Origin of the sequence: Streptococcus viridans (genome assembly GCF_900636365.1) — a bacterium.
Classification (GTDB): Bacteria; Bacillota; Bacilli; order Lactobacillales; family Streptococcaceae; genus Streptococcus; species Streptococcus viridans_A.
This window is the reverse complement of record NZ_LR134266.1, coordinates 106,689-132,500: the sequence shown is the minus strand read 5'-3', so window position 1 is coordinate 132,500 and position 25,812 is coordinate 106,689. Positions and strand designations below refer to the sequence as shown.

The following is a 25,812-nucleotide window of genomic DNA, read 5'->3' as shown; positions in this document are numbered from 1 at the left end:
GTTGGGAGATGGTCCTCCCAGATTCCGACGAGATTCCACGTGTCTCGCCGTACTCAGGATACTGCTAGGTATAAAGACTATTTTAAATACGAGGCTGTTACTCTCTTTGGCCTACCTTCCCAGGTAGTTCTTCTATAATCTTTAAGTCCACATCGCAGTCCTACAACCCCGAAGAGTAAACTCTTCGGTTTGCCCTCCTGCCGTTTCGCTCGCCGCTACTAAGGCAATCGCTTTTGCTTTCTCTTCCTGCAGCTACTTAGATGTTTCAGTTCACTGCGTCTTCCTCCTCATATCCTTAACAGATATGGGTAACAGGTATCACCTGCTGGGTTCCCCCATTCGGACACCCCCGGATCTAAGCTTACTTACAGCTCCCCGAGGCATTTCGTCGTTTGTCACGTCCTTCTTCGGCTCCTAGTGCCAAGGCATCCACCGTGCGCCCTTATTAACTTAACCTTATTAACCTAATTTTTTCAAAATTAGAAAACTCATTAAATATTCACAGCGTTTTCGGTTTATTTTCTTGTTACTATTTGATATAGATATTCAATTTTCAATGTTCATCCTTGGTGATCTCTCACCAATGGAGCCTAGCGGGATCGAACCGCTGACCTCCTGCGTGCAAAGCAGGCGCTCTCCCAGCTGAGCTAAGGCCCCACAAGACCTCTCAAAACTAAACAAGACGAACGTGCAGGTTTCCTTATCCTTAGAAAGGAGGTGATCCAGCCGCACCTTCCGATACGGCTACCTTGTTACGACTTCACCCCAATCATCTATCCCACCTTAGGCGGCTGGCTCCTAAAAGGTTACCTCACCGACTTCGGGTGTTACAAACTCTCGTGGTGTGACGGGCGGTGTGTACAAGGCCCGGGAACGTATTCACCGCGGCGTGCTGATCCGCGATTACTAGCGATTCCGACTTCATGTAGGCGAGTTGCAGCCTACAATCCGAACTGAGACTGGCTTTAAGAGATTAGCTTGCCGTCACCGACTTGCGACTCGTTGTACCAGCCATTGTAGCACGTGTGTGGCCCAGGTCATAAGGGGCATGATGATTTGACGTCATCCCCACCTTCCTCCGGTTTATTACCGGCAGTCTCGCTAGAGTGCCCAACTGAATGATGGCAACTAACAATAGGGGTTGCGCTCGTTGCGGGACTTAACCCAACATCTCACGACACGAGCTGACGACAACCATGCACCACCTGTCACCTCTGTCCCGAAGGAAAACTCTATCTCTAGAGCGGTCAGAGGGATGTCAAGACCTGGTAAGGTTCTTCGCGTTGCTTCGAATTAAACCACATGCTCCACCGCTTGTGCGGGCCCCCGTCAATTCCTTTGAGTTTCAACCTTGCGGTCGTACTCCCCAGGCGGAGTGCTTAATGCGTTAGCTGCGGCACTGAGTCCCGGAAAGGACCCAACACCTAGCACTCATCGTTTACGGCGTGGACTACCAGGGTATCTAATCCTGTTTGCTCCCCACGCTTTCGAGCCTCAGCGTCAGTTACAGACCAGAGAGCCGCTTTCGCCACCGGTGTTCCTCCATATATCTACGCATTTCACCGCTACACATGGAATTCCACTCTCCCCTTCTGCACTCAAGTTAAACAGTTTCCAAAGCGTACTATGGTTAAGCCACAGCCTTTAACTTCAGACTTATCTAACCGCCTGCGCTCGCTTTACGCCCAATAAATCCGGATAACGCTCGGGACCTACGTATTACCGCGGCTGCTGGCACGTAGTTAGCCGTCCCTTTCTGGTAAGATACCGTCACAGTGTGAACTTTCCACTCTCACACTCGTTCTTCTCTTACAACAGAGCTTTACGATCCGAAAACCTTCTTCACTCACGCGGCGTTGCTCGGTCAGACTTCCGTCCATTGCCGAAGATTCCCTACTGCTGCCTCCCGTAGGAGTCTGGGCCGTGTCTCAGTCCCAGTGTGGCCGATCACCCTCTCAGGTCGGCTATGTATCGTCGCCTTGGTGAGCCGTTACCTCACCAACTAGCTAATACAACGCAGGTCCATCTGGTAGTGGAGCAATTGCCCCTTTCAAGTAAATGTCATGCAACATCTACTGTTATGCGGTATTAGCTATCGTTTCCAATAGTTATCCCCCGCTACCAGGCAGGTTACCTACGCGTTACTCACCCGTTCGCAACTCATCCGGAAAGAGCAAGCTCCTTCCTTCAGCGTTCTACTTGCATGTATTAGGCACGCCGCCAGCGTTCATCCTGAGCCAGGATCAAACTCTCATTAAAATAATTGTTTGTCTTAAACTCATTCTGTCACTGACAGATTTATTGTTTTTTTATTGTTCAGTTACTATAACTTCCGTTATAGCGCCCTGCACATTGGTTCGTCTTGTTCAGTTTTCAAAGGTCTTTGTCGCTCTCGCGCGACAACTATATTAGTATATCACGACCAAAACTTCTTGTCAATATCTTTTTTCTATTTTTTTAAATTTTTTATGTTTTTTTGATCCCAACAAAAGGAAATGCTGTTAAATCAGCACTTCCCAAGATCTTTCATTAATTCTTCTAGATATTCCTCTTCATTGTTTCCGCGATCAATCAATCCTCTTCTTGAGATTTTTAACAGATCTAATGAATATTGTTTAATTTTCTCTAATTCACTTTCAGTTAAATTTTTTTTCGAATATTGCCTTCTTAGTTGTTTCGGATTTTCTTTACTAAAATCAAAAACAATATTTTGAGCTAAATACTCTTCCAATTCTTTGATATTATGATGCAATCCAACATGAAATGCAATTGGTGCAAATGTTTTGTTTAATGGTTGAGTACAAACACTTCTATATTCGATGGTTCCTCTTGTTGTTAAATCTTGAAAATGGTAACTTCTATGATTTTTTATGTCTTCTTCTTGCGGTTTTATTTCTTGTCTAGTGCCATCTAAATGATAGGCTACTATTTTTTCTTTTGCGAGGTAATCCTCTACTCTAACAGGTTCGAAATATAGGATTTCATCCTCACGATAAACATAAAACAAGGCTGTCTTTGCTAAATATTCTAGAAACTCCTGTTCATTTATAAACGCTTTAGGATTTACACCAACATTTTCCTGATAATAACCATGCATGGAATCTTCCCAGAAAATATCTCTTGAGATCTTCGTATTCCAATTTTCTCCATCAAAAATGGAATTAGCAAAAAGATATGCTTTTGCTGGTTCCACCTTATTCATCGCATTAATTATTTCCAAATAATTTGCTCTTGAAACATCTAATTGCACTTGATTGCCGCAAATAAAGGTTCCATAGTCTGGATAATGATGAAATCGATTGTTAGGATCTTGTCCAGACAGTTGTAAGTATCGAATCAGCATTTTATAACGATCAATTTTTACAGGCTGATTATCATTTATTCTCCAATAAGGATGGATGCCACTTCCTTCAATTTGATGCTGTCTCTCTCTTAAAAACGGCTGAATGATTCCTAAGTAATGATGAAACCGACTTTCAACTTCTTGGATTGTTTTTGTCTTTTCAAATGCAAATTCAATGGTATTGTAGGATAATTCAAATACAATTTGATCTTTGTTTCTTTTATGTTGTAACTGGACTGGTTTTCCATCATCATCCAGTTTAATCGCTTTAAACTCGTCAACTTCTTGCAGATACTTAAAAAGAGCCTTTGTAACCTGTACATCCGTTTTATTACCCATGGTATTTACGATTGGAAATTCGAGTTCAACCCCAATGTACTGCTCTGGATTATCTTTCAGCGAGGCAAGGTAACGCTTTGCCAATAATTGCTGGGCGAGTGCTTGTGATTTTTCTTTTACTGTCATAACTCTTCTATTATATCAAAAAAACGCCTGCTTACGAAATTGTTTTAAATTAAAGCAATTTCGTAAACAAGCGTCTACCATTTACCTCAATATGATGAGTGTTACCGCTAGGATAAATCCTAGCGGCAGACCAGAGCTAGACTAAGAAGAACCGTTCAGCCCTTCCAACATCATAACACTCAACAAAATTGATGATTTTATACTAATTCGATAATTGCCATTGGCGCAGCATCCCCACGGCGTGGTTCAGTTTTAAGGATACGAGTATATCCACCATTGCGCTCAGCATAACGTGGTGCAAGTTCAGAGAACAATTTTTGAAGTGCAGTTGTTTCTGAATATTTACCAGTTTCTTCATCAAAGTTTTGTGATGCAACTTCGTTACGTACATAAGCAGCTGCTTGACGACGTGCATGCAAGTCACCACGTTTACCTAAAGTAATCATTTTTTCAACTGATTTACGGATTTCTTTTGCACGTGCTTCAGTTGTTACGATTGCTTCATTGATGATAAGATCTGTTGTCAAATCACGAAGCATTGCTTTACGTTGTGAGCTAGTGCGTCCTAGTTTACGGTAAGCCATGTATTCCTCCTCTATTTATCGTTTTTTAGCCCAAGGCCTAAATCGGCAAGCTTAACTTTAACTTCTTCGAGACTCTTACGTCCAAGGTTACGAACTTTCATCATTTCTGGTTCAGATTTTTCTGTCAAATCATACACAGTATTGATACCGGCACGTTTCAAACAGTTATATGAACGAACAGAAAGATCCAATTCTTCGATGGTACGTTCTAGTACTCGATCATCTGATGCTGTATCTACTTCCTTCATAACATCTGTCGCAATTGCGATTTCTGTTAGGTTCGTAAAGAGATTGAGGTGCTCTGTCAAAATACGAGCAGATAAACCTAAAGCATCTTCTGGAATAATTGTTCCATTTGTTAAGATTTCAAGGGTTAGCTTGTCAAAACCATCATTGCTACCAACGCGCGCTGGTTCAACTTGGTAATTAACTTTTGTCACTGGCGTATAGATTGAATCTACAGCAAGTGTACCTACTGGTGCATCATCTTTTTTATTCTGATCAGCTGGAACATAACCACGACCGCTGTTCACAGTCAAAGTTGCTTTGAAGCTTGATCCTTCACCGATTGTAAAAAGATAATGATCAGGGTTTACAATTTCAATATCACTATCTGTAAGAATGTCTCCAGCAGTCACTTCTGCAGGACCTTCTACATCAAGTTCAATAATCTTTTCGTCTTGGACGTAAGATTTTACAGCGATTCCTTTAACGTTAAGAATGATTTGCATAACGTCTTCACGGACACCTGGAACTGTATCAAATTCGTGCAATACACCTTCAATGTTAATTGAAGTAACAGCAGCACCTGGAAGTGAAGCTAATAATACGCGACGAAGAGAGTTTCCTAGTGTTGTACCATAACCACGTTCAAGTGGTTCTACTACAAATACACCGTAATCTTTATTTTCATCAATTTTTGTTATATTTGGTTTTTCAAACTCAATCATTTGCTATACTCCCTCTGAAACGAAAAGCTGTGTAATTGTTGATGATTATACACGGCGACGTTTTGGAGGACGAGCACCATTGTGTGGCACAGGAGTCACATCGCGGATTGCAGTAACTTCAAGACCAGCAGCAGCAAGAGCACGAATAGCAGACTCACGACCAGAACCAGGACCTTTAACAGTAACTTCTACTGATTTAAGACCGTGTTCTTGAGCTGATTTTGCAGCAGCTTCTGAAGCCATTTGTGCAGCAAATGGTGTAGATTTACGAGAACCTTTGAAACCAAGAGCACCTGCAGATGACCATGCAATTGCGTTACCATGCACATCAGTAATCATAACAATTGTGTTATTAAATGTTGCGTGAATATGAGCAATACCTGATTCGATATTCTTTTTCACACGACGTTTACGTGTTGGTTTAGCCAAGATTTTTACCTCCTTATTTTATTTTCTTATTTTTTCTTACCTGCAATCGCAACAGCTTTACCTTTACGAGTGCGAGCATTGTTCTTAGTGTTTTGTCCACGAACAGGAAGTCCACGACGGTGACGGATACCACGGTATGAACCGATTTCCATCAAACGTTTAATGTTCAAGTTCACTTCACGACGAAGGTCACCTTCTACTTTAATTGCGTCAACTTCACGACGGATAGCATCTTCTTGATCTGGTGTAAGGTCACGAACACGAATATCTTCAGAAACGCCTGCAGCAGCAAGAATTTTCTTAGATGTTGGAAGTCCGATACCGTATACATAAGTCAATGAAATTACTACACGTTTGTCATTTGGAATGTCAACTCCAGCAATACGAGCCATGTTTTCTCCTTTCTATCTTATCCTTGACGTTGTTTGTGTTTTGGATTTGCTGGGCAAATTACCATAACACGACCATTACGACGAATTACTTTACAGTATTCGCAAATTGGTTTGACCGATGGTCTTACTTTCATTTTTATCCCTCCAAGTTTTTCGATTATTTAAAGCGGTATGTGATACGTCCACGTGTCAAATCGTACGGACTCATCTCCACTGTAACACGATCTCCCGCTAAAATACGAATATAGTTTTTACGAATTTTACCAGAAACTGTTGCTAAAATCTGATGTCCATTTTCAAGTTCAACCGTAAACATAGCATTCGGCATCGTATCGACTACTTTGCCTTCTACTTCAATCACATCGTCTTTTGCCACGCAAAAGTACCTCCATAAATTTCGATTCATTCCTCTGAGCACAGAGGTAACAATTATAAGTCAGACTAATTCATTGTATCACTTGTTGTCAATTATTGCAAGTGACTAATACGTTTTTATTTCAAATTCTCCAAGACTTTTTGGATATCCTTAAAGACGTCGTTAATGTCTTGGTTTCCTTCGATATCATGGACTAATCCTTTTGCACGATAATGAGCAAGAATTGGCTCACCTTGAGCAATATTTACATCCAAGCGGCGTTTAACCGTTTCTGGTTTATCGTCCTCACGTTGGTAATAGTCTTCTTCCTTGTAATCAGCTGGTGGGTTGAATACTTTATGGTAGGTTTCGCCTGTTTCGCGGTGAATAATACGACCACTCAAGCGTTCAAGTAGGCAAGATGGATCCACTTCGATGTTGATTACTCCCTCAAGTTCAAGACCAAGGTCTACTAAAATTTGATCCAAAGCGTGTGCTTGTTCAATGGTACGAGGGAAACCATCTAAGAGGAATCCTTTTTCCTTAATATCGTCTTGAGCCAAACGTTCTTTCACAATCCCGTTTGTCACATCATCTGGCACCAATTCACCTTTATCGATGAATGATTTTGCCAACACACCCATCTCAGTTTGATTAGCCATTGCAGCACGGAACATATCTCCAGTTGAGATATGTGCAACTTGAAACTGTTCTACAATCTTAGCCGCTTGCGTCCCTTTACCTGCTCCAGGCAATCCCATGATTAATAGATTCATAATCATTTGCTCCTTATTTTGTTTTTAAATAAGTCTGTTACGATCTAACAAACTTATTCAAAAACAAAATAGAAGGTTGACAATGTCAACCTAATTCTATTCTGTTGTATCCATGAAACCAATGTATTTGCGTTTCAATAAGTAACCTTCTAATTGTTTCATTCCTTCAATACCAGTTGAGATGATGATCAAGAGACTAGTTCCTCCGAGAGCAACTGTATCTGTCAAACCAAAGACATCCCGAGCAAGGATTGGAATAATGGTGATGAATCCGAGGAAGATAGAACCAACCGTAGCCAAACGTCTAAGAAGACGCGACATGTAGTCTTCTGTTCCCTTACCAGGACGCACACCTGGAATGTAGGCACCACTCTTTTGTAGATTTTCCGCAGTTTTTTCTGGGTTAATCTGTACAAAGGTGTAGAAGAAAGTAAACAAAATGATTAGCAAAGCATACATTGCTACACCTGTTGGTGTATTGGTTGCTAACATAGATTGTGCTGTTCGAACCCATCCAGCATTGTAACCCATGGCACTAATGACTTGGAAAATTGCTGCCGGTGCAGCTGTGATCGAACTAGCAAAGATGACAGGAATCACTCCAGCTGGATTTACCTTCAGTGGAAGATATGAGCTAGATGGTGCTCCTTGTGCAATCTTTGTATATTGAATTGGAATTTTATACTGTGCTTGTTCCACAAAGGTTGTGAAGTAGATAATCACTAATACCGCTAAGATTAATACACCTACGAAAATTAGTGAATTGTTCAATTGTCCAGGACGGACGTTTACAAATGAATCTTCGTAAACACCTTTGATCATCTCTGGGATTGAAGAAACAATCCCCGCAAAGATGATCATAGAAACACCATTTCCGTATCCTTTGTCTGAAATCTGTTCTCCCAACCAGGTCACAATCATCGAACCTGTCGTTAAAATTGCACCAATCAAGATGTAGGTTTCAACATTCGGTGTCGATACTAATTTAGCTTGTGACAAGGTGTGGAACGTAGCTGTAATTCCAATGGATTGAACGAAAGCTAAAACCAAGGCAATATAGCGTGTTGCCTGATTCAACTTTCTCCGCCCAACTTCTCCTTGTTTCCCCCACTCAACAAACTTCGGAAGCAAATCCATTTGAAGGAGCTGAACAACGATAGAGGCCGTGATGTAAGGACTCACCCCAAGGGCGAAGACAGAGAAGTTTCTCATAGCATTCCCTGACACCAAGCTCATCATATTCAAGAAGGAAACATCCTGTAAGTTGTTAAGGATTTTCGCATTCACACCAGGAACCGTAATCGTGGTTCCGATTCGGAAGACAAGTATGATAAAAATAGTAAATAAAATTTTTGATCGTACTTGTTTTACCTTAAATGCATCTTTTAATAATTTAAAGAACATAGGTCACCCCTCTTAGATGACTTCTACTGAACCACCTTTAGCAGTGATAGCTTCTTCAGCTGATTTAGAGAATTTAGCTGCCTTAACAGACAATTTCTTAGTCAATTCTCCGTTACCAAGAATTTTAATTCCTGATTTTTCAGCTTTTACAATACCTGCTTCAACAAGTACAACTGGTGTTACTTCAGCACCATCATCGAAGACGTTCAACTGATCAAGGTTTACAATCGCATATTCTTTAGCGTTGATGTTTGTAAATCCACGTTTTGGAAGACGACGGAACAATGGAGTTTGTCCACCTTCAAAACCAAGACGTACACCGCCACCGCTACGAGCTTTTTGACCTTTTTGACCACGGCCAGAAGTTTTACCATTACCAGATGAAGTACCACGACCAACACGGTTGCGGACTTTACGTGAACCTGCAGCAGGTTGTAATTCATGAAGTTTCATTATTATTTTCTCCTCTTTTGTAAATTGCTAACGCATGCAATCAGGAAAAGGTGTCCCGACTACAAACTCGCCTATACTAATATTTAGTTTTAGGGGATGAGAAAATTCTCATACCCCTGAAAACCTTGTTCTATTTCAAAATAGATTATTTTACTTCTTCAACTGTTACCAAGTGAGATACTGCAGTGATCATACCACGTACTGCTGGGTTATCTTCTTTAATAACAGAGCTGTTCAATTTGCCAAGTCCAAGTGCTACAACAGTTTTACGTTGTGACGGGATGCGTCCGATTGGAGACTTAGTCAAAGTAATTTTAATTTGAGCCATTTGAATCTCCTTTCTTAAGCCAAGTCAGAAACTGAAATACCACGAAGGGCAGCAACTTCTTCAGCGCGTTTCAATTGAGCTAAACCTTCCACTGTTGCACGAACAATGTTGATTGGAGTGTTTGATCCAAGTGATTTAGATGTTACATCTGCAATACCTGCCAATTCGACAACGGCACGAACTGCACCACCTGCAGCAACCCCAGCCCCTTCGATAGCTGGTTTCAACAATACACGAGCTCCACCAAATACTGATGTTACTTCGTGTGGAATTGTTGTTCCAACCATAGGAACTTCAATCAAGTTTTTCTTAGCATCTTCTACTGCTTTACGGATAGCTTCTGGTACTTCTTGAGCTTTACCTGTACCAAAACCAACACGTCCGTTACGGTCACCAACAACTACAAGAGCTGCAAAGCGAAGACGACGTCCACCTTTAACAACTTTTGTAACACGGTTGATGGCAACCACGCGTTCTTCAAGTTCAACTGCATTGTCTTTAAATGCCATTTTCTAGTGTCCTCCTATTAGAATTTCAATCCGTTTTCACGAGCTGCATCAGCCAAAGCTTTAACACGTCCGTGATATAGATATCCACCGCGGTCGAACACCACTTCAGAAATACCTTTAGCAACTGCACGTTCAGCAACAAGTTTGCCGACAACAACGGCTTGTTCAGTTTTAGTTCCTTTTGAAACTTCTTTGTCAAGAGTTGAAGCGCTTGCGAGCGTTACACCCGCTACGTCATCAATTACTTGAGCGTAGATGCCTGTATTAGAACGGAATACGTTCAAACGTGGGCGATCAGCAGTTCCAGAGAGTTTTCCGCGAACGCGACGGTGGCGTTTTTGACGGATTTTATTTTTATCTGGTTTCGAAATCACAATTTTCACCTCTTAATTTTAAAATCATGTGCTAAGCACTGAGTTGGAAAATAGGTGGGTGGTTGACAAACAACCACTCAACATTATTTACCTGTTTTACCTTCTTTACGGCGAACGAATTCACCAACATAACGGATCCCTTTACCTTTGTAAGGTTCTGGTGAACGAAGGCTACGTACATAAGCAGCTGTTTGACCAACTACTTCTTTTGAAATTCCGCTGATAACGATAGTCGTTGGGTTTGGAAGTTCAAAAGTAATTCCTTCTGGAGCTTCAACTTCGTCTGGATGAGATTTACCAACAGCCAAAACAAGTTTTGATCCTTGAAGTTGTGCACGGTAACCAACCCCACGCATTTCAAGTTCTTTCTTGAATCCTTCTGAAACACCAACAACCATGTTGTTCAAAAGGGCACGAGTAGTTCCGTGGATAGTTTTCATTTCTTTTGAATCGTTTGGACGGTGAAGAGTTACTTCAGTTCCTTCCACACGGATTTCAATATCTTTTGAGAACTCACGAGTAAGTTCTCCTTTAGGTCCTTTTACAGTTACAACGTTGCTATTGTTAGTGAGTTCAACACCAGCAGGCAACACGATAACTTTATTACCAATACGTGACATGTTTTTATTCTCCTGTTAAATTGTCAGGCCTTTGCAGGCTAGTTTTCACGGGGTTTAAGATACTTATTTAGTTCAAGAGCTGAACTGAACACGCTCTAAGAACTGTGCAAAATAGATAAGTTGGCTTGTTTGTATACAAACTGCTCCAACTTCCTAATTTTGCTTTGTTCTTTACAAGCTTTGTATCTTGATTTTACCAAACGTAAGCGATAACCTCACCACCAACATTCTTTTGGCGTGCTTCTTTATCAGTAAGCAAACCTTCAGAAGTTGAAAGGATAGCAATTCCAAGTCCGTTAAGAACTTTTGGAAGGTCCTCACGTTTTTTGTAAACACGCAAACCTGGTTTAGAAACACGTTTCAAGTTTGTGATAACTTTTTCACCGTTTGTTCCGTATTTCAAGAACACGCGGATGATTCCTTGTTTGTCATCTTCAATTACTTCAACGTTTTTTACAAAACCTTCGCGTTTAAGGATTTCAGCAATCCCTTTTTTGATGTTTGATGCAGGCACTTCAAGTACTTCGTGTTTTGCTTGGTTAGCGTTACGAATACGAGTTAGGAAGTCTGCGATTGGGTCAGTCATAACCATTTTATATTTCTCCTCTTACTAGTAGTTTGAATGTTTCACTTGCTAGTTAATGATTGAGCTGGGCTCAGAAAGTTTTGATACCTACAAATGAGAATGTCTCATTTGAATACGAGCTACAACCTGTGCAAAAAAGATAGATTTGTTTTGGAGCGACGCCCCTGCACCTAATCTCCTATTTTTGCTGTGGTTGTTACGCTCTTTGTATCATGCTATTACCAAGATGCTTTAGTGACACCAGGGATTTGTCCTTTGTATGCCAATTCACGGAAGCAAACACGGCAAAGTTTAAACTTGCGGTAAACTGAGTGTGGACGTCCACAACGTTCACAGCGAGTGTATGCTTGAGTAGAGAACTTCGCTGGGCGTTTGTTCTTAGCAATCATAGATTTTTTAGCCATTAGTTTTACCTCCTATATTATTTTGCAAACGGCATACCAAGGCCAGTAAGCAATGCACGTGATTCTTCGTCTGTGTTCGCAGTAGTTACGATTACGATATCCAAACCACGAGTTTTATCAACATCATCAAAGTTGATTTCTGGGAAGATCAATTGTTCTTTCACACCAAGTGTGTAGTTTCCGCGTCCGTCAAATGATTTTGTTGGAACACCATGGAAGTCACGAACACGTGGAAGTGAAACTGAAACCAATTTGTCCAAGAATTCGTACATACGTTCGCCACGAAGAGTTACTTTCGCACCGATCGCTACACCTTCACGAAGACGGAAGCCGGCGATTGATTTTTTAGCTTTTGTGATAAGTGGTTTTTGACCTGAGATCAATGCCAATTCTTCAGCAGCTTTCTCAAGGTTTTTAGCGTTAGAAACAGCATCTCCAACACCCATGTTCAAAACGATCTTATCAACTTTTGGCACTGCCATAACTGATGAGTAGTTAAATTGTTCAGTCAAAGCTGGAACTACTTCATTAAGGTATTTTTCTTTTAAACGATTAGCCATTATACTTCTCCTTTCCTTCGTGATTAGTCAAGCACTTCGCCTGATTTTTTGTTATAACGAACTTTTTTGCCATCTACAAATTTGTAGCCAACACGTCCAGCAACACCGTTCTTATCCAAGACTTGAACGTTTGATACATGGATTGGAGCTTCTTTTTCGATGATAGCACCTTGAGGGTTTTCGTTATTTGGACGTTGGTGTTTTTTAACAAGGTTTACGCCTTCAACAACAACTTTATTTACTTTTGGAAGAGCAGCAACGACTTTAGCTTCAACACCTTTGTCTTTACCAGCAATTACACGAACTTTGTCGCCAGTTTTTACAAACATTTTATTCTCCTTTTATTCTTACGCCCGATGGGCACCCTGGCTAGTTAGCCAGGGGACTGTGTTTGTGATTTTTTAAATTAAAGTACTTCTGGAGCAAGTGATACGATCTTCATGAAACCACCGTCACGCAATTCGCGAGCGACTGGGCCAAAGATACGAGTTCCGCGAGGAGTTTTGTCTTCACGGATGATCACTGCAGCATTTTCGTCGAATTTGATGTATGAACCATCTTTACGACGAGCACCTGATTTAGTACGAACGATAACAGCTTTTACAACGTCACCTTTTTTAACCGCACCACCAGGAGTAGCTTGTTTTACAGATGCCACAATAACATCACCGATGTTTGCAAATTTACGTCCTGAACCACCAAGAACTTTGATAGTCAAGATTTCGCGAGCACCGCTGTTGTCTGCGACTTTCAAACGAGTTTCTGTTTGAATCATTTCAGTTTTCTCCTTTCAGGTTTGATTAGATGATAACCGCTTCTTCAACAACTTCTACAAGACGGAAGCGTTTTGTAGCTGAAAGCGGACGAGTTTCCATGATACGAACGATATCGCCTTCTTTGGCAACGTTGTTTTCATCATGAGCTTTGTATTTTTTAGAATAGTTGATACGTTTACCATAGACTGGGTGGTTACGTTTAGTTTCAACTACAACTGTGATTGTTTTGTCCATTTTGTCAGACACAACGCGTCCAACAAGAACTTTACGATTATTGCGTTCCATTGAAATTCTCCTTCCCTAGTCTATTATTTAGCTTCTGATTGAACCGTTTTGATACGAGCAATTTGTTTTTTCACTTCTTTCAAACGTCCAGTTTGCTCCAATTGACCTGCAGCAGCTTGGAAACGAAGTTCAAACAATTCTTTTTTCAATTCATTTTCACGCTTCGCGAGTTCTTCTTGAGAAAGACCACGAAGTTCTTTAACAAATTCTTTTACTTCTGTAAGTTTCATGACCTCTCCTTATTTTGCTTCACGTTTTACGAATTTACATTTAACCGGTAATTTGTGGCTTGCAAGACGAAGCGCTTCGCGAGCGATCTCTTCAGATACACCAGCAACTTCAAACATTACTTTACCACGTTTAACTGGTGCTACCCAACCTTCAGGTGCCCCTTTACCAGATCCCATACGTACCCCGATAGCTTTAGCGGTGTATGATTTGTGTGGGAAGATCTTGATCCAAACCTTACCACCACGTTTCATGTAACGAGTCATGGCAATACGAGCTGCCTCGATTTGGCGGTTAGTGATCCAGTGGCTAGTTGTAGCTTGAAGACCGTATTCACCGAATGCTACTTCTTTTCCACCTTTTGCTTCACCGCGCATTTTACCACGGAATTCGCGACGGTGTTTTACACGTTTAGGTACTAACATTGGTTATTTACCTCCTTTAGCGTCTTTACGAGCTGGAAGAACTTCACCACGGTAGATCCATACTTTAACACCAAGTTTACCGTAAGTTGTATCTGCTTCTTCCCAAGCGTAATCGATGTCTGCGCGAAGTGTGTGGAGTGGAACTGTACCTTCTGAGTATCCTTCAGCACGGGCAATATCTGCACCGTTCAAACGACCTGATACTTGAGTTTTGATTCCTTTAGCTCCAGCGCGCATAGTACGTTGGATCGCTTGTTTTTGAGCACGACGGAAAGCCACACGTTGCTCCAATTGACGAGCAATTCCTTCACCAACAAGGTGAGCATCCAAGTCAGGACGTTTGATCTCGATGATGTTGATGTGAACTTGTTTACCTGTCAATTTGTTAAGAGCTGCACGAAGTGCATCGACGTTTGCTCCACCTTTACCGATAACCATACCTGGTTTAGCAGTGTGAAGTGAAACGTTAACTTTGTTTACTGCGCGTTCGATTTCAATAGTAGAAACCGCTGCGTCAGCTAATTCTTTTTGAATAAATTTGCGGATTGCAAGATCTTCATGAAGGTAATCCGCGTATTCTTTTTCAGCATACCATTTGGCATCCCAATCACGGATGATGCCGACACGCATTCCAATTGGATGTACTTTTTGACCCACGATGTTACCTCCTTATTTTTCTGTCACAACCACTGTGATGTGGCTTGTGCGTTTGTTGATTGGTGAAGCTGAACCTTTCGCACGTGGACGGAAACGTTTCATCGTTGGTCCTTCGTTTGCGAATGCTTCAGATACTACCAAGTTTGCTTTTTCCAAACCAAAGTTGTTTTCAGCGTTTGCTACTGCTGAGTTCAACACTTTCAAGATGATTTCAGCTGCTTTGTTTGGAGTGAATTTCAAGATTGCTACTGCATCGGCTACGCTTTTACCACGGATGTTGTCAAGAACAAGACGTGATTTACGAGGTGAAACACGCACTGTACGAGCCATTGCTTTAGCTGAAGTAATTTCTGCCATTTATGTTCTCCTTATTTTCTACGTGTCTTCTTGTCATCTGCAGCGTGACCTTTGTAAGTACGAGTTGGTGCAAATTCACCAAGCTTGTGACCTACCATGTCTTCTTGGATGTAAACAGGTACGTGTTTACGTCCATCATAAACTGCAATAGTGTAACCAATGAAACTTGGGAAAATCGTTGAACGACGTGACCAAGTTTTGATAACTTTTTTCTTTTCGTCGTTAGCTTGAGCTTCAACTTTTTTCATCAAATGCTCATCGACGAAAGGTCCTTTTTTAAGACTGCGTCCCATTTTATTATTTTCTCCTTTAAATGTAGTACCACAGCGGCTTGCGCTCACAAGGAGCGCTACCGAGCTGGCGGATCATCTAGCGCTTAAGCGACTAGTTCTAAATTATTTCTCGTTGCGACGACGAACGATAAGTTTGTCAGATTTCGCTTTCTTGTTACGAGTTTTAAGACCAAGAGCAGGTTTGCCCCATGGAGTAGATGGCGCTTTACGACCAACTGGTGCTTTACCTTCACCACCACCGTGTGGGTGATCATTCGGGTTCATTACAGAACCACGAACTGTTGGACGGATACCTTTCCAACGGCTACGACCTGCTTTACCAAGGTTTACAAGTCCATGTTGTTCGTTTCCGACAACACCAACCGTAGCACGGCAAGTACCAAGAATCATACGAACTTCGCCTGATTGAAGACGAACAAGAACGTATTTACCTTCAGCACCCAATACTTGAGCAGAAGCTCCAGCAGCACGTACCAATTCTCCACCACGACCTGGTTTCAATTCGATGTTGTGGATCAAAGTACCAACTGGGATGTTAGCAAGTGGAAGAGCGTTTCCGACTTTGATATCTGCTTCTGGACCTGAAACGATACGTTGGCCAACTTCAAGACCTTTTGGAGCGATGATGTATGCTTTCACACCGTCAGTGTAGTGTACCAAAGCGATGTTTGCAGAACGGTTTGGATCGTACTCAATTGTTTTTACAACTGCTTCAACGTTATCTTTGTTACGTTTGAAGTCAATCAAACGGTAATGACGTTTGTGTCCACCACCTTGGTGACGAACTGTAATACGTCCGTTGTTGTTACGACCTGCTTTGCTCTTCAATGAAACGAGCAAAGATTTCTCTGGTGTGCTTGTTGTGATTTCAGCGAAATCCAAAGAAGTCATATTACGGCGACCGTTTGTTGTTGGTTTATAAACACGAATTCCCACGATATTTCCTCCTTAGATTATTCAGCTTCAGTAGCGAACAACTCGATTGCTTTTGAATCAGCTGTAAGCGTGATGATAGCTTTTTTAGTTTTTGAAGTAAAACCAGTGTAACGTCCAACGCGTTTTGCTTTAGGTTTTACGTTTACAGTGTTCACATTCGCAACTTTTACACCTTCAAAGGCAGCTTCAACAGCTTGTTTGATCAAAAGTTTGTGAGCGCGAGTGTCAACTTCGAATACATATTTCCCTGCTTCAAGTTGAGCCATTGACTTTTCAGTGATAACAGGTTTTTTGATAACATCATACAAATTCATTATGCAAGAACCTCCTCGATTTTAGAGATAGCTGCTTGAGTAACAAGAAGTTTGTCACTATTTGCGATGTCAAGAACACTTGCAGTTGTAGCAGTCGCAACTTTCACGTTTGGAAGGTTACGAGCTGAAAGAGCTGCGAATTCGTTTCCTTCTTCAAGAATAACAAGGACTTTAGAATCGATGCTCAAAGCTGCAAGAACTTTTGCAAATTCAGCAGTTTTTGGAGCTGTAAATTCAAGAGAATCAACGGCTACAAATTTGTTTTCAGCAACTTTTTCTGAGTAAACAGATTTAAGCGCAAGGCGACGAACTTTTTGAGGAAGTTTGTACGCATAGCTACGTGGAGTTGGTCCGAAGACGATTCCACCACCACGCCATTGTGGAGAGCGGATAGAACCTTGACGCGCACGTCCAGTTCCTTTTTGACGCCATGGTTTGCGTCCACCACCTGAAACGGCTGAGCGGTTTTTAACTGCGTGAGTTCCTTGACGAAGGCTAGCACGTTGGCTGATAATCACATCAAATACAACTGCTTGGTTTGGTTCGATACCAAAGATCGCATCGTTAAGAACAACTTCGCCCGCTTGTTTACCAGTTTGGTCGAATAATGTTACATTTGCCATTTTGACTGTATTCCCCTTTCCTTATTATTTACCAGCTTTAACTGCTGACTTGATAGTGATAAGAGATTTCTTAGCACCTGGTACGTTACCTTTAATAAGGATAACGTTCTTTTCTGGAACAACTTGTACAACTTCAAGGTTTTGAATAGTTACACGATCGCCACCCATGCGTCCTGCAAGGTTTTTACCTTTGAATACGCGGTTAGGTGCAACAGGTCCCATAGAACCTGGACGACGGTGGTAACGAGAACCGTGAGCCATAGGTCCACGTGATTGTCCGTGGCGTTTGATAACACCTTGGAAACCTTTACCTTTAGAAGTACCAGTTACATCAACAATGTCTCCAGCTTCAAAAGTGTCAACTGTGATTTCAGCACCAACTTCCAAGCCTTCAACGTTTTTGAATTCACGAATGAAGCGCTTAGGAGCCGTGTTAGCTTTTGCTACATGTCCTTTAGCAGGTTTGTTGCTCAATACTTCGCGTTTGTCATCGAAACCAACTTGGATAGCGTTGTAACCATCTGTTTCAACAGTTTTAACTTGAAGAACAACGTTTGGAGTTGCTTCGATAACTGTTACAGGGATCAATTCGCCAGCTTCAGTGAAGATTTGAGTCATTCCCACTTTTTTCCCTAAGATTCCTTTTGTCATGAGAAAATAGTTCCTTTTCTATAGTTTTTTATTCAAAAAGTTTTTAACGAGCGTTTTTTATGCTCAAGGTATCAAGCTTTAGATTAAAGTTTGATTTCTACGTTTACACCACTTGGAAGATCCAATTTCATCAAAGCGTCAACTGTTTTTTGAGTTGGGTTGATGATATCGATCAAACGTTTGTGTGTACGCATTTCGAACTGTTCGCGAGAATCTTTGTATTTGTGAGTCGCACGAATGATTGTGTAGAGGCTACGCTCAGTTGGAAGTGGGATTGGACCTGCAACTTGTGCACCTGTACGAGTAGCTGATTCTACGATTTTTGCAGCCGCTGTATCAAGTGTACGGTGTTCGTACGCTTTCAAACGGATGCGGATTTTTTTGTTTGCCATCTTTTTCTCCTTTTCGTCTATTTAAGATAATAGGCTAGCTCCACAAGAAAACCGACGCGCGTTGCGTGGCAATGCAACCGAGCGTGTCGCAACCTCTTGCATCAAAGCTAATAGCTGTTTTTCACAGCACCATAGTAGTTTAACACAATGAAAGCCCCAATGCAAGGAATTTGAGCAGATTTTTTTCTTTTTTTCGATGAAAGTGTTTTCGAAAGAAAAAGCGTGCTAAAAAAGTTGCTATTATATAGAAAAAAGGGAGTGAGACAGAACAAATTTATATCCAAATTTGTTCGTTGTCTCGCCCCCGCACAGTTGATTAGGTTATCTTTGGAGCTTAATAAGAGAACAAAGATACCAATCAACCACTGCGCCTCGCAGTCATTCCTATTATTCTCGGATGGCTGTAGTCTTTTTTCTTTCTATTTAACTTCTCCTAGAAATTCCGCCCTGATTTGTTATAGCCATATTTTTCGACGAAATGCTCACGGAACTCCAAGAGATTGTCATCCATAATGGCTTGACGGACCTGCTTCATGAGGTTAATCAAGAAATAGAGGTTATGATAGCTAGTCAAGCGAATCCCAAAGGTCTCATCTGCCTTGAGGAGGTGTCGGAGATAAGCCCGGGTGTAATTCTTACAAGTATAGCAATCACATTCAGGATCCAGCGGTGTAAAATCTTCTGCAAATTGTGCATTTTTCACTACTAGGCGTCCTTGACTAGTCATACAGGTACCATTTCGAGCAATCCGCGTCGGCAAGACACAGTCAAACATATCCACTCCACGAATAACGCCATCAATCAGACTGTCTGGAGCTCCTACTCCCATGAGGTAGCGAGGCTTGTTCTCCGGTAAAAGAGGAGTTGTGAAATCAAGCACTGCATTCATCTCTTCATGGCTTTCCCCAACAGCTAATCCACCGATGGAATAGCCTGGAAAGTCCATGCTAACGAGATCACGCGCAGACTGACGACGCAAGTCTTCAAAGCCAGCCCCTTGGACAATCCCGAAAAGACCTTGATCATGAGGGCGACGGTGAGCTTTTAGCCCACGTTCTGCCCAACGACTGGTCCGTTCGATTGATTTCTTCACATAATCGTAGGGTTGATAGAACTGGGGACATTCGTCAAAGGACATCATGATGTCGCTCCCTAGATTGTTTTGGATGGAAATGGCCTTTTCTGGGGAGAGGAACATCTTCGAACCATTGAGGTGGTTTTTAAAGGTTACCCCTTCTTCGGTGATATTGCGGGTATCCGCTAGTGAATAGACCTGGAAGCCTCCGCTATCTGTCAAAATGGGCTGGTCCCAGTTCATGAACTGGTGCAGTCCTCCTGCTTTTGCGACTAGATCATCCCCCGGACGAAGCCAGAGATGGTAGGTGTTGGCCAAAATAATTCCTGAACCCATTTCTTTGAGTTCTTCTGGCGATTGGGTCTTAACGGTTGCCTGAGTCCCTACAGGCATAAACATTGGAGTTGGGAAGGTCCCGTGGGGGGTGATAATTTCTCCCAGACGAGCTCCTGTATGCTTTTCTTTTTTGATTAATCGATATTGAATCGGTGAATCTGTCATGGTTACCTCCGTACTGGGAAAAACAGTCCCAGCCTTCTTATTCCTGTCACAGGATCTCCTGTGAGCACCTGTACGATTGTACCAAATTTTACCAGCTCTGTCACGGACTTGTGTTATAATAAAGGGTACTACTACCATGAAAGAGGACATTATGAATATCAAATTGGTTCGTGCTCAAGCTCGTCAGCTGCAATTGCAACATCCCAAAGTCTTCTCCTACTTTGCTTTGCCAACTTTCCTGACAATCCTTGCAAGTTACATGTTGACAGGGACAGACATCACTGAAACACTTGCTCACATGGAACTTAGAGAAGGGATGCTCTTTCTTCTAAGTCGGCAGATTTTCCCTGCGATTGTTGGTTTTATCCTGTCTTTTCTCTATTTAGGGGCAACTTTTCGCTTTTTGATTTCTGCCTCTAGCAAGGGAGAAAAGAACTTTGGTATCTTCACCATCTTTCAGAGCCAGTATTTTACACCTGCGTTTTTGACGCTATTCATTAAGCAAGTTATCCTGTCTTTGTGGGGGAGCCTCCTCTATGTGAGTCAACTTCTCTTAACGGTGGTCAGCTATCACGTTCTCGCTATCAATGAATCCTCCTCCACTACGTCTACCCTTAGAGCGGATACTCCAGAAGTTCAAGCAATTCTTAAGTTAGCTCCAACGATGACGACCGGCCTCTTAATGGCGCTGGTTGGGCTCCTGCTCTTCCTCCCTTTTTATTACCAGTATAGTTTGGTCGAATTGATCCTATATAGTCGACTGATGACAGGAACCTATGACGGTCCCATGTCTATCCTCCGCCAAAGTAAGGAAGAGATGAAAGGCTTTAAGAGCCACCGCCTTGTTCTTGATTTGAGTCTGCTCGGTTGGCAAATTCTATCTTTTTTCACTTTAGGAATGGCGAATTTTTATGTCAAACCTTATGCAACCAGTTGCCAAATCATCTTCTACCATACCCTCCTTCAAAAACGGATGCAGGCGGGCAGTCGCTTCCAGCAAAAGGCGCCGGATCTACCAAAGTCTAATCCACTTGATTAACAAAGAAAACAAGAAAACCCACCTTCGATTGGAGTTCATTCCTCCACATCGCTAGGCGGGTTCTTTTTTCTCTGTTAGGGAAATCCGTCTGTATTTATTTCATCTCTCGTATCAATTTAATCACTGGATGAAAGACGCGAGGTTCTGGGATAAATCAAAGGCTATCCTTCTCCTAAGACCAAACGAGTGTGCTCGCGTTTGATACAGCGGTTCATGACGATATCTTCTCGTCCAGCTCCACGAAGGATTTCTTCTGCTTCTTGATTTTCCAGCTCTAGTTGCGCCCAGAAAATCTTCGCATCCGACTCGATAAAGTCACGCGCTACATCTGGCAAAAACTCACTGCGACGGTAAACATCGACGATATCTACTGGGAAAGGAATTTCCTGCAGGCTAGCGTACACCGTTTCTCCAAGGATTTGGCCACCGGCTGCACGAGGATTAACGGGAATAATCCGATAGCCCCGCTCTTGCATCTCCTTGCTGACACGATGGCTGGTCGTCTCTTCACGGTCAGATAATCCAACTACAGCAATGATTTTGCTTGTTTCTAAGTAATGTTTGATAACGCCATCACTAGGATTGCGAAATGAATAGGCCATATGAATCTCCTTTTGTATGCGTTTCCTTTCTTTAAATAGTATAACAATCCGGAGGGCATTGCAAGTGTTTGTCGTTAAAAGCGGTAGGAAACTGAAAAGTCTCCTACCGCTTTCTGTTTTGAACAAACTCAATCTTATTTGGCTTCATACCATGTTTTGCCTTCATTCTCATCGGCTTCCAGTGGTACCGCAAGTTCAATAGCAGATTCCATGGTCTCTTTGACAAGTGCTTTGATCGCTGCAAGTTCATCAGTTGGTACTTGCAGAACAATTTCATCGTGAACCTGAAGAAGCATCTTGGTCTTGTATGCACCTGCTTCTAAGGCTTGGTCCAAGTGGATCATGGCAATTTTCAAAATATCTGCCGCCGATCCTTGGATCGGTGAGTTGATTGCTGTCCGTTCCGCAAAGCCTCGAACATTGAAGTTGCGAGAATTGATATCTGGAATTTCCCGACGACGCTTGAAGAGAGTTTCTACATAGCCTTTGTCACGCGCTTCCCGTACCACTCTCTCCATATAGTCCTTGATGCCAGGGTAGCGTTCGAAGTAGGTCTCAATGTAGGCTTTGGCTTCTTTTCGACTGATCCCTAGGTTGTTAGACAGTCCAAAATCGGAAATTCCATAAACCACGCCGAAGTTTACTGCCTTGGCATTGCGACGGTCATTCGGCGTCACATCTTCTGGTTTTTCAATATTGAAGACCCGCATAGCAGTCGATGTATGGATATCTGCCCCATGCTGAAAGGCATCAATCAAATGCTCATCTCCTGAAATATGGGCCAAGACGCGCAATTCGATCTGTGAATAGTCTGAACTCAACAAGACACTGTTTTCCTCTTCTGGGACAAAGGCCTTGCGAATGAGACGGCCTTGCTCCAAACGGATAGGAATGTTTTGCAGGTTGGGATCCACGCTGGACAAGCGTCCCGTCTGCGTCAAATCTTGCACATAGCGGGTATGGATCTTCCCATCTTCCAAAATCCAATCTTGAAGACCAATGACATAGGTCGATTGAATCTTGGCAATTTGGCGGTATTCAAGAATCTTAGACACGATCGGGGCGATTGGAGCCAGGCGTTCCAAGACATCAACAGCTGTGGAATAGCCGGTTTTGGTCTTTTTGGTATATTCAAGAGGAAGTTCCAATTTTTCAAAGAGGATGACACCCAATTGTTTTGGAGAATTGATGTTAAACTCTTCTCCTGCAAGCTCATAGATTTCTTGAGTTAAGCGCTCCAAGATCACCTCGTTTTCCACCTGCATGTCTTTGAGGGTCTGGCGCTCTACCTTGATCCCCGCGATTTCCATCTTGGCCAAAACAGCTGCTAGTGGTTGCTCCATATCATAGAGCAAATCTAATTGGTCATGGGCTTGCAACTGCTCCACCATGGGCCCCTCGGTATCCAGTAGAACAGCGACTTTTCGTGCCAAATGCTCTAATAGGACCGCCTTTTCTGGGATAGCTTTTTTGGCTCCCTTGCCATAAACGACTTCGTCCAGCGGTAGCGCAATCTGACTATAGAGACTCGCAATGGTTGAAATTTCATTGTCCTCTACGGTCGACAAGAGATACTTGGCCAATCGACTATCAAAAGCCGGCTTTTGCAGGGTAATGCCCAAGTGGCTGAGCAAGACCTTGGCCCGCTTAAAGTCATAGACCTTAAGGGGCGTTTTTTCGAGAAATTCTTTGAAAATCGGTGTTTGTAAAAGAGCAGTATCTGTACTTGCGTAGAGCTGACCTTTGGTCCCCCATGCAAAGCCGATAATGGGTTCCGTATGGTAGTTGTCCCCAAAAATCTCGAAATGGAAGAAACTATCTTCCGTAAGCATATCTGGAGTGACTTGCTCGACTTCTGTATAGTCAAGGTCTACAGGAGTTGCTGCTTCCCCGCTTAAATCCAAGGCTTGGCGGAGTTGCTTGAAGCCCATCTCCTCATAAAACTTGGCAAGATTTTCTAGATGAGGACCCGTATAGGTGATGTCATCCAGACCAATCTCAATGGGTGCATTGGTATCGATGGTCGCCAGGGTCTTGGATAGGTAGGCCTGCTCCTTGTCGTTGATGAGGTTTTCCTTCATCTTAGAAGCCTTCATCTCATCGATATGCTCGTAAATGCCATCAAGAGAGCCATACTCAAGGAGCAGTTTGATCCCGGTCTTTTCTCCAATCTTAGTGACACCTGGGATATTATCCGACTTATCTCCCATCAAGGCCTTGAGGTCGATAAATTGCTCTGGTGTCAGACCCATTTTTTCTTTCAGATAGGCTGGAGTGAATTCCTCAAACTCTGCTACCCCTTTTTTGGAAATCTCAACCACCGTATTGTCATCTGTCAGCTGGATCAAATCCTTATCCCCAGAGACAATGGTGACTTCAAATGGCACCGAGCTAGTTTCCGCCATCTTATCTAGCGTTCCAATAATATCATCCGCTTCATACTGGGCTAGCTCATAATGGCGGATCCCCAAATGATCTAGTTGCTCGCGAATAAAAGGGAACTGCTCACGGAATTCATCTGGTGTTTTTGCCCGACCTCCTTTGTAGTCGGCATACATCTCCGTCCGAAAGGTCGTCTTTCCTGCATCGAAAGCAACGAGGACATGAGTCGGTTGGATGCGCTCCAAGAGATGGCTCAACATGAGGTTAAAGCCATAGACCGCATTGGTATGCAACCCATTGGCATTTTTGAAGCGATCGATTTGATTATAGAGTGCGAAAAAGGCACGAAAAGCGACGGAAGACCCGTCGATGAGTAGTAATTTGTTCTTTTTTTCCATAGGCCTATTATATCACGAATCACAAGGTCTCTGGTACATAAAAACTCTACCCTTTCGGGTAGAGCCTTCTTTAGGAGTTTCTTATGAAAAATGAAGAGAAGTGTTTATTCGCCGTAACAAGAACCTTGTTGTGGAAATTTCTTAAAGCGTTTTGGATAATTAACTGAGATTTTCATTTTCTGTACCTCATTTCTTATTGGATGAGTTTAGTATACAGCTCAAACCTAAACGATTCCTTATAGAAAACTTCAAGAAAATTAAAAGCTGAGGCGCAAAGCATGCAGTTGTTTTTTGCTACAAGCTGGTAACTGAAGACGGAGTCCTTGCCATTGCAGCCCTAAGAATAGGAAAGAAAAACTCTTCCCAATCTGGAAGAGTTGATCCTTATCCAAGCAGAAGAAGGCTGGCTAAAGCGACTATTGCTGGACCACCTTGGGTCAAGATGATTTTTTTATTAGAAGTTACAGCCCCATAAGCTGCTGCACCAATAATAAAGAGCAGAAAGATCGTGACAATTTCACTATTTCTAGCTATGAAGAGGCCGTAAAGGAGGAAGACACCAATCAGAGCATTATAAATGCCTTGGTTTTTGAAGAGAGCCGTCACAGATGGACGATGCAATTCTTCCTGATCCATATTAAAGACACGACTAGTCGATGCCGAGTGGGTTGCTAAACTCTCAAGATAAAAAATATAGAAATGCTCAAAAGCAGCAAGGCTTGCTAAAACAATGGTTAAGACAGACATATTATTCTCCTTTTAAAATGTAATTTGCTCGAGGCCAGACACCAACTTTTCGAGTAGGTGTCTCAACTGATTCCGCTCTTTTTCAGAAAGAATCTGATCCATCTGGCCTTTTACCTGTAGATGATGTGCTGGAGGATGGACCAACAACCGATCTCTGGCAAGCTCCGTAAGTTCCACCACAATCTCCCGTTGATTTTCTGGATTGCGAGTACGAGTAACATAGCCACTAGCTTCTAAGACTTTGAAGTGGCGGGTTAAGGCTGCAGGGTCAATTGCTAGTTTCTCCTGAAGGGCCGCTTGGCTACACGGCGCTTCTGCTACTAACAACTGAAGCATCTGATAACGAGTTAGACTAACGCCCAATTGTTTTTCAAATAATTGGGTTGAAGACTGATCAGCTAGCTTCAACTGATAAGGCAAGTCATGCATTTCTGACATTCCTTCTCTCCGATCTTTTTATTGATTTATCAATAATTGATTTATCAAGTATGTCATTTTAAAAAAATCGAAGCAATAAATTTGCTTACCTCAAACGAAATAATTTCCTCCTAAGAAAAGCAAAGTAAAAGACCACCGGATTTGGTGGCCTTTTAGGGAGA

The 25,812-nt window shown here is 42.3% G+C and carries 36 protein-coding genes, 1 tRNA gene and 2 rRNA genes (1 of these 39 cut by a window edge); 1 reads left to right on the top strand and 38 read right to left on the bottom strand.

Going from position 1 to position 25,812, the window contains the following annotated elements:
• The 34 genes from EL081_RS00805 to tgt all read right to left on the bottom strand — a co-directional run.
• Positions 1–456 (bottom strand): 23S ribosomal RNA (locus tag EL081_RS00805); it reaches 2,444 nt to the left of the window's first position.
• Between the two features lie 128 nt (positions 457–584).
• Positions 585–657, bottom strand: a tRNA-Ala gene (locus tag EL081_RS00800).
• A gap of 53 nt (positions 658–710) precedes the next feature.
• Positions 711–2,259 (bottom strand): 16S ribosomal RNA (locus tag EL081_RS00795).
• The 16S and 23S rRNA genes sit together here with 1 tRNA gene alongside, the layout of an rRNA operon.
• 247 nt (positions 2,260–2,506) lie before the next feature.
• Positions 2,507–3,808 (bottom strand): gamma-glutamylcysteine synthetase, encoded by a 1,302-nt coding sequence (locus tag EL081_RS00785; protein ID WP_126403635.1) that lies wholly within the window; start codon positions 3,806–3,808, stop codon positions 2,507–2,509.
• A 197-nt stretch (positions 3,809–4,005) separates the two neighbouring features.
• Positions 4,006–4,392: a 50S ribosomal protein L17 gene (gene rplQ, locus EL081_RS00780; protein ID WP_006595176.1), complete on the bottom strand. Its 387-nt coding sequence runs from the start codon at positions 4,390–4,392 to the stop codon at positions 4,006–4,008.
• A gap of 11 nt (positions 4,393–4,403) precedes the next feature.
• The gene (locus EL081_RS00775) at positions 4,404–5,342 is read right to left on the bottom strand and encodes a DNA-directed RNA polymerase subunit alpha (RefSeq protein WP_006595177.1); all 939 of its coding nucleotides are present in this window, start codon (positions 5,340–5,342) and stop codon (positions 4,404–4,406) included.
• 45 nt (positions 5,343–5,387) lie between these two features.
• A complete protein-coding gene (rpsK, locus tag EL081_RS00770; protein ID WP_001118385.1) occupies positions 5,388–5,771 on the bottom strand; it encodes a 30S ribosomal protein S11 in 384 nt (127 codons plus the stop codon).
• 26 nt (positions 5,772–5,797) lie between these two features.
• Entirely contained in the window at positions 5,798–6,163 is a 366-nt protein-coding gene (rpsM, locus tag EL081_RS00765; protein WP_003009631.1) for a 30S ribosomal protein S13, read from the bottom strand.
• A 17-nt stretch (positions 6,164–6,180) separates the two neighbouring features.
• Entirely contained in the window at positions 6,181–6,297 is a 117-nt protein-coding gene (rpmJ, locus tag EL081_RS00760; protein WP_001808836.1) for a 50S ribosomal protein L36, read from the bottom strand.
• Between the two features lie 23 nt (positions 6,298–6,320).
• Positions 6,321–6,539 (bottom strand): translation initiation factor IF-1, encoded by a 219-nt coding sequence (infA, locus tag EL081_RS00755; RefSeq protein ID WP_001029883.1) that lies wholly within the window; start codon positions 6,537–6,539, stop codon positions 6,321–6,323.
• A gap of 116 nt (positions 6,540–6,655) precedes the next feature.
• Positions 6,656–7,294 (bottom strand): adenylate kinase, encoded by a 639-nt coding sequence (locus EL081_RS00750; protein ID WP_006597039.1) that lies wholly within the window; start codon positions 7,292–7,294, stop codon positions 6,656–6,658.
• Between the two features lie 96 nt (positions 7,295–7,390).
• The gene (gene secY, locus EL081_RS00745; RefSeq protein ID WP_126403634.1) at positions 7,391–8,698 is read right to left on the bottom strand and encodes a preprotein translocase subunit SecY; all 1,308 of its coding nucleotides are present in this window, start codon (positions 8,696–8,698) and stop codon (positions 7,391–7,393) included.
• Between the two features lie 12 nt (positions 8,699–8,710).
• Positions 8,711–9,151 (bottom strand): 50S ribosomal protein L15, encoded by a 441-nt coding sequence (gene rplO / locus EL081_RS00740; protein WP_126403633.1) that lies wholly within the window; start codon positions 9,149–9,151, stop codon positions 8,711–8,713.
• A 145-nt stretch (positions 9,152–9,296) separates the two neighbouring features.
• The gene (gene rpmD / locus EL081_RS00735) at positions 9,297–9,479 is read right to left on the bottom strand and encodes a 50S ribosomal protein L30 (protein ID WP_002894509.1); all 183 of its coding nucleotides are present in this window, start codon (positions 9,477–9,479) and stop codon (positions 9,297–9,299) included.
• 14 nt (positions 9,480–9,493) lie between these two features.
• On the bottom strand, positions 9,494–9,988 hold the full coding sequence (gene rpsE / locus EL081_RS00730) for a 30S ribosomal protein S5 (RefSeq protein WP_006595182.1): 495 nt from the start codon (positions 9,986–9,988) through the stop codon (positions 9,494–9,496).
• Between the two features lie 17 nt (positions 9,989–10,005).
• Entirely contained in the window at positions 10,006–10,362 is a 357-nt protein-coding gene (gene rplR / locus EL081_RS00725) for a 50S ribosomal protein L18 (protein ID WP_003010871.1), read from the bottom strand.
• Positions 10,363–10,445: 83 nt separating this feature from the next.
• Entirely contained in the window at positions 10,446–10,982 is a 537-nt protein-coding gene (gene rplF / locus EL081_RS00720) for a 50S ribosomal protein L6 (RefSeq protein WP_126403632.1), read from the bottom strand.
• A 193-nt stretch (positions 10,983–11,175) separates the two neighbouring features.
• On the bottom strand, positions 11,176–11,574 hold the full coding sequence (gene rpsH / locus EL081_RS00715; protein WP_126403631.1) for a 30S ribosomal protein S8: 399 nt from the start codon (positions 11,572–11,574) through the stop codon (positions 11,176–11,178).
• A gap of 212 nt (positions 11,575–11,786) precedes the next feature.
• Complete coding sequence (locus tag EL081_RS00710) at positions 11,787–11,972, bottom strand: type Z 30S ribosomal protein S14 (RefSeq protein WP_001085699.1); 186 nt, start codon at positions 11,970–11,972, stop codon at positions 11,787–11,789.
• Between the two features lie 17 nt (positions 11,973–11,989).
• Complete coding sequence (rplE, locus tag EL081_RS00705; protein WP_006595184.1) at positions 11,990–12,532, bottom strand: 50S ribosomal protein L5; 543 nt, start codon at positions 12,530–12,532, stop codon at positions 11,990–11,992.
• Positions 12,533–12,555: 23 nt separating this feature from the next.
• Positions 12,556–12,861, bottom strand: a complete 306-nt coding sequence (gene rplX, locus EL081_RS00700) for a 50S ribosomal protein L24 (protein ID WP_006595185.1) — start codon at positions 12,859–12,861, stop codon at positions 12,556–12,558.
• Positions 12,862–12,938: 77 nt separating this feature from the next.
• A complete protein-coding gene (gene rplN / locus EL081_RS00695; RefSeq protein WP_002894494.1) occupies positions 12,939–13,307 on the bottom strand; it encodes a 50S ribosomal protein L14 in 369 nt (122 codons plus the stop codon).
• Positions 13,308–13,332: 25 nt separating this feature from the next.
• Entirely contained in the window at positions 13,333–13,593 is a 261-nt protein-coding gene (gene rpsQ, locus EL081_RS00690) for a 30S ribosomal protein S17 (RefSeq protein ID WP_000440801.1), read from the bottom strand.
• A gap of 23 nt (positions 13,594–13,616) precedes the next feature.
• Positions 13,617–13,823 carry a 50S ribosomal protein L29 gene (gene rpmC / locus EL081_RS00685; protein WP_003002350.1) on the bottom strand — a complete coding sequence of 69 codons (207 nt, stop codon included), beginning with the start codon at positions 13,821–13,823 and terminating at the stop codon, positions 13,617–13,619.
• Positions 13,824–13,832: 9 nt separating this feature from the next.
• Positions 13,833–14,246, bottom strand: a complete 414-nt coding sequence (gene rplP, locus EL081_RS00680) for a 50S ribosomal protein L16 (protein ID WP_006595186.1) — start codon at positions 14,244–14,246, stop codon at positions 13,833–13,835.
• 3 nt (positions 14,247–14,249) lie between these two features.
• Positions 14,250–14,903, bottom strand: coding sequence for a 30S ribosomal protein S3 (gene rpsC, locus EL081_RS00675; RefSeq protein WP_006595187.1), 654 nt, complete (start codon positions 14,901–14,903; stop codon positions 14,250–14,252).
• Positions 14,904–14,915: 12 nt separating this feature from the next.
• The gene (gene rplV, locus EL081_RS00670; protein WP_006595188.1) at positions 14,916–15,260 is read right to left on the bottom strand and encodes a 50S ribosomal protein L22; all 345 of its coding nucleotides are present in this window, start codon (positions 15,258–15,260) and stop codon (positions 14,916–14,918) included.
• Between the two features lie 11 nt (positions 15,261–15,271).
• Complete coding sequence (gene rpsS, locus EL081_RS00665) at positions 15,272–15,553, bottom strand: 30S ribosomal protein S19 (RefSeq protein ID WP_000533766.1); 282 nt, start codon at positions 15,551–15,553, stop codon at positions 15,272–15,274.
• 102 nt (positions 15,554–15,655) lie between these two features.
• A complete protein-coding gene (gene rplB, locus EL081_RS00660; RefSeq protein WP_048690562.1) occupies positions 15,656–16,489 on the bottom strand; it encodes a 50S ribosomal protein L2 in 834 nt (277 codons plus the stop codon).
• Between the two features lie 17 nt (positions 16,490–16,506).
• Entirely contained in the window at positions 16,507–16,803 is a 297-nt protein-coding gene (locus tag EL081_RS00655; protein WP_006595190.1) for a 50S ribosomal protein L23, read from the bottom strand.
• On the bottom strand, positions 16,803–17,426 hold the full coding sequence (gene rplD, locus EL081_RS00650) for a 50S ribosomal protein L4 (RefSeq protein WP_003009591.1): 624 nt from the start codon (positions 17,424–17,426) through the stop codon (positions 16,803–16,805). The genes EL081_RS00655 and rplD overlap by 1 nt, the downstream gene beginning before the upstream one ends.
• Positions 17,427–17,450: 24 nt before the next feature.
• On the bottom strand, positions 17,451–18,077 hold the full coding sequence (gene rplC / locus EL081_RS00645) for a 50S ribosomal protein L3 (protein ID WP_003010846.1): 627 nt from the start codon (positions 18,075–18,077) through the stop codon (positions 17,451–17,453).
• A gap of 83 nt (positions 18,078–18,160) precedes the next feature.
• A complete protein-coding gene (rpsJ, locus tag EL081_RS00640) occupies positions 18,161–18,469 on the bottom strand; it encodes a 30S ribosomal protein S10 (RefSeq protein WP_003009585.1) in 309 nt (102 codons plus the stop codon).
• Between the two features lie 433 nt (positions 18,470–18,902).
• The gene (tgt, locus tag EL081_RS00635; RefSeq protein WP_126403630.1) at positions 18,903–20,045 is read right to left on the bottom strand and encodes a tRNA guanosine(34) transglycosylase Tgt; all 1,143 of its coding nucleotides are present in this window, start codon (positions 20,043–20,045) and stop codon (positions 18,903–18,905) included.
• Positions 20,046–20,196: 151 nt separating this feature from the next.
• On the opposite strand from tgt, the gene EL081_RS00630 reads away from it, so the two are divergent.
• Entirely contained in the window at positions 20,197–21,084 is an 888-nt protein-coding gene (locus EL081_RS00630; protein ID WP_232011415.1) for a DUF975 family protein, read from the top strand.
• A gap of 161 nt (positions 21,085–21,245) precedes the next feature.
• Here the strand turns inward: EL081_RS00630 and EL081_RS00625 are convergent, their stop codons facing one another.
• The 4 genes from EL081_RS00625 to EL081_RS00610 form a co-directional block, all read right to left on the bottom strand.
• Entirely contained in the window at positions 21,246–21,686 is a 441-nt protein-coding gene (locus EL081_RS00625; RefSeq protein ID WP_126403628.1) for a CoA-binding protein, read from the bottom strand.
• A gap of 134 nt (positions 21,687–21,820) precedes the next feature.
• Positions 21,821–24,466 carry a DNA polymerase I gene (gene polA / locus EL081_RS00620; RefSeq protein WP_126403627.1) on the bottom strand — a complete coding sequence of 882 codons (2,646 nt, stop codon included), beginning with the start codon at positions 24,464–24,466 and terminating at the stop codon, positions 21,821–21,823.
• A gap of 384 nt (positions 24,467–24,850) precedes the next feature.
• Positions 24,851–25,213 carry a DUF1304 domain-containing protein gene (locus EL081_RS00615; RefSeq protein WP_126403626.1) on the bottom strand — a complete coding sequence of 121 codons (363 nt, stop codon included), beginning with the start codon at positions 25,211–25,213 and terminating at the stop codon, positions 24,851–24,853.
• A gap of 12 nt (positions 25,214–25,225) precedes the next feature.
• Positions 25,226–25,651, bottom strand: a complete 426-nt coding sequence (locus EL081_RS00610) for a MarR family winged helix-turn-helix transcriptional regulator (RefSeq protein ID WP_126403625.1) — start codon at positions 25,649–25,651, stop codon at positions 25,226–25,228.
• Between the last annotated feature and the right edge of the window lie 161 nt (positions 25,652–25,812).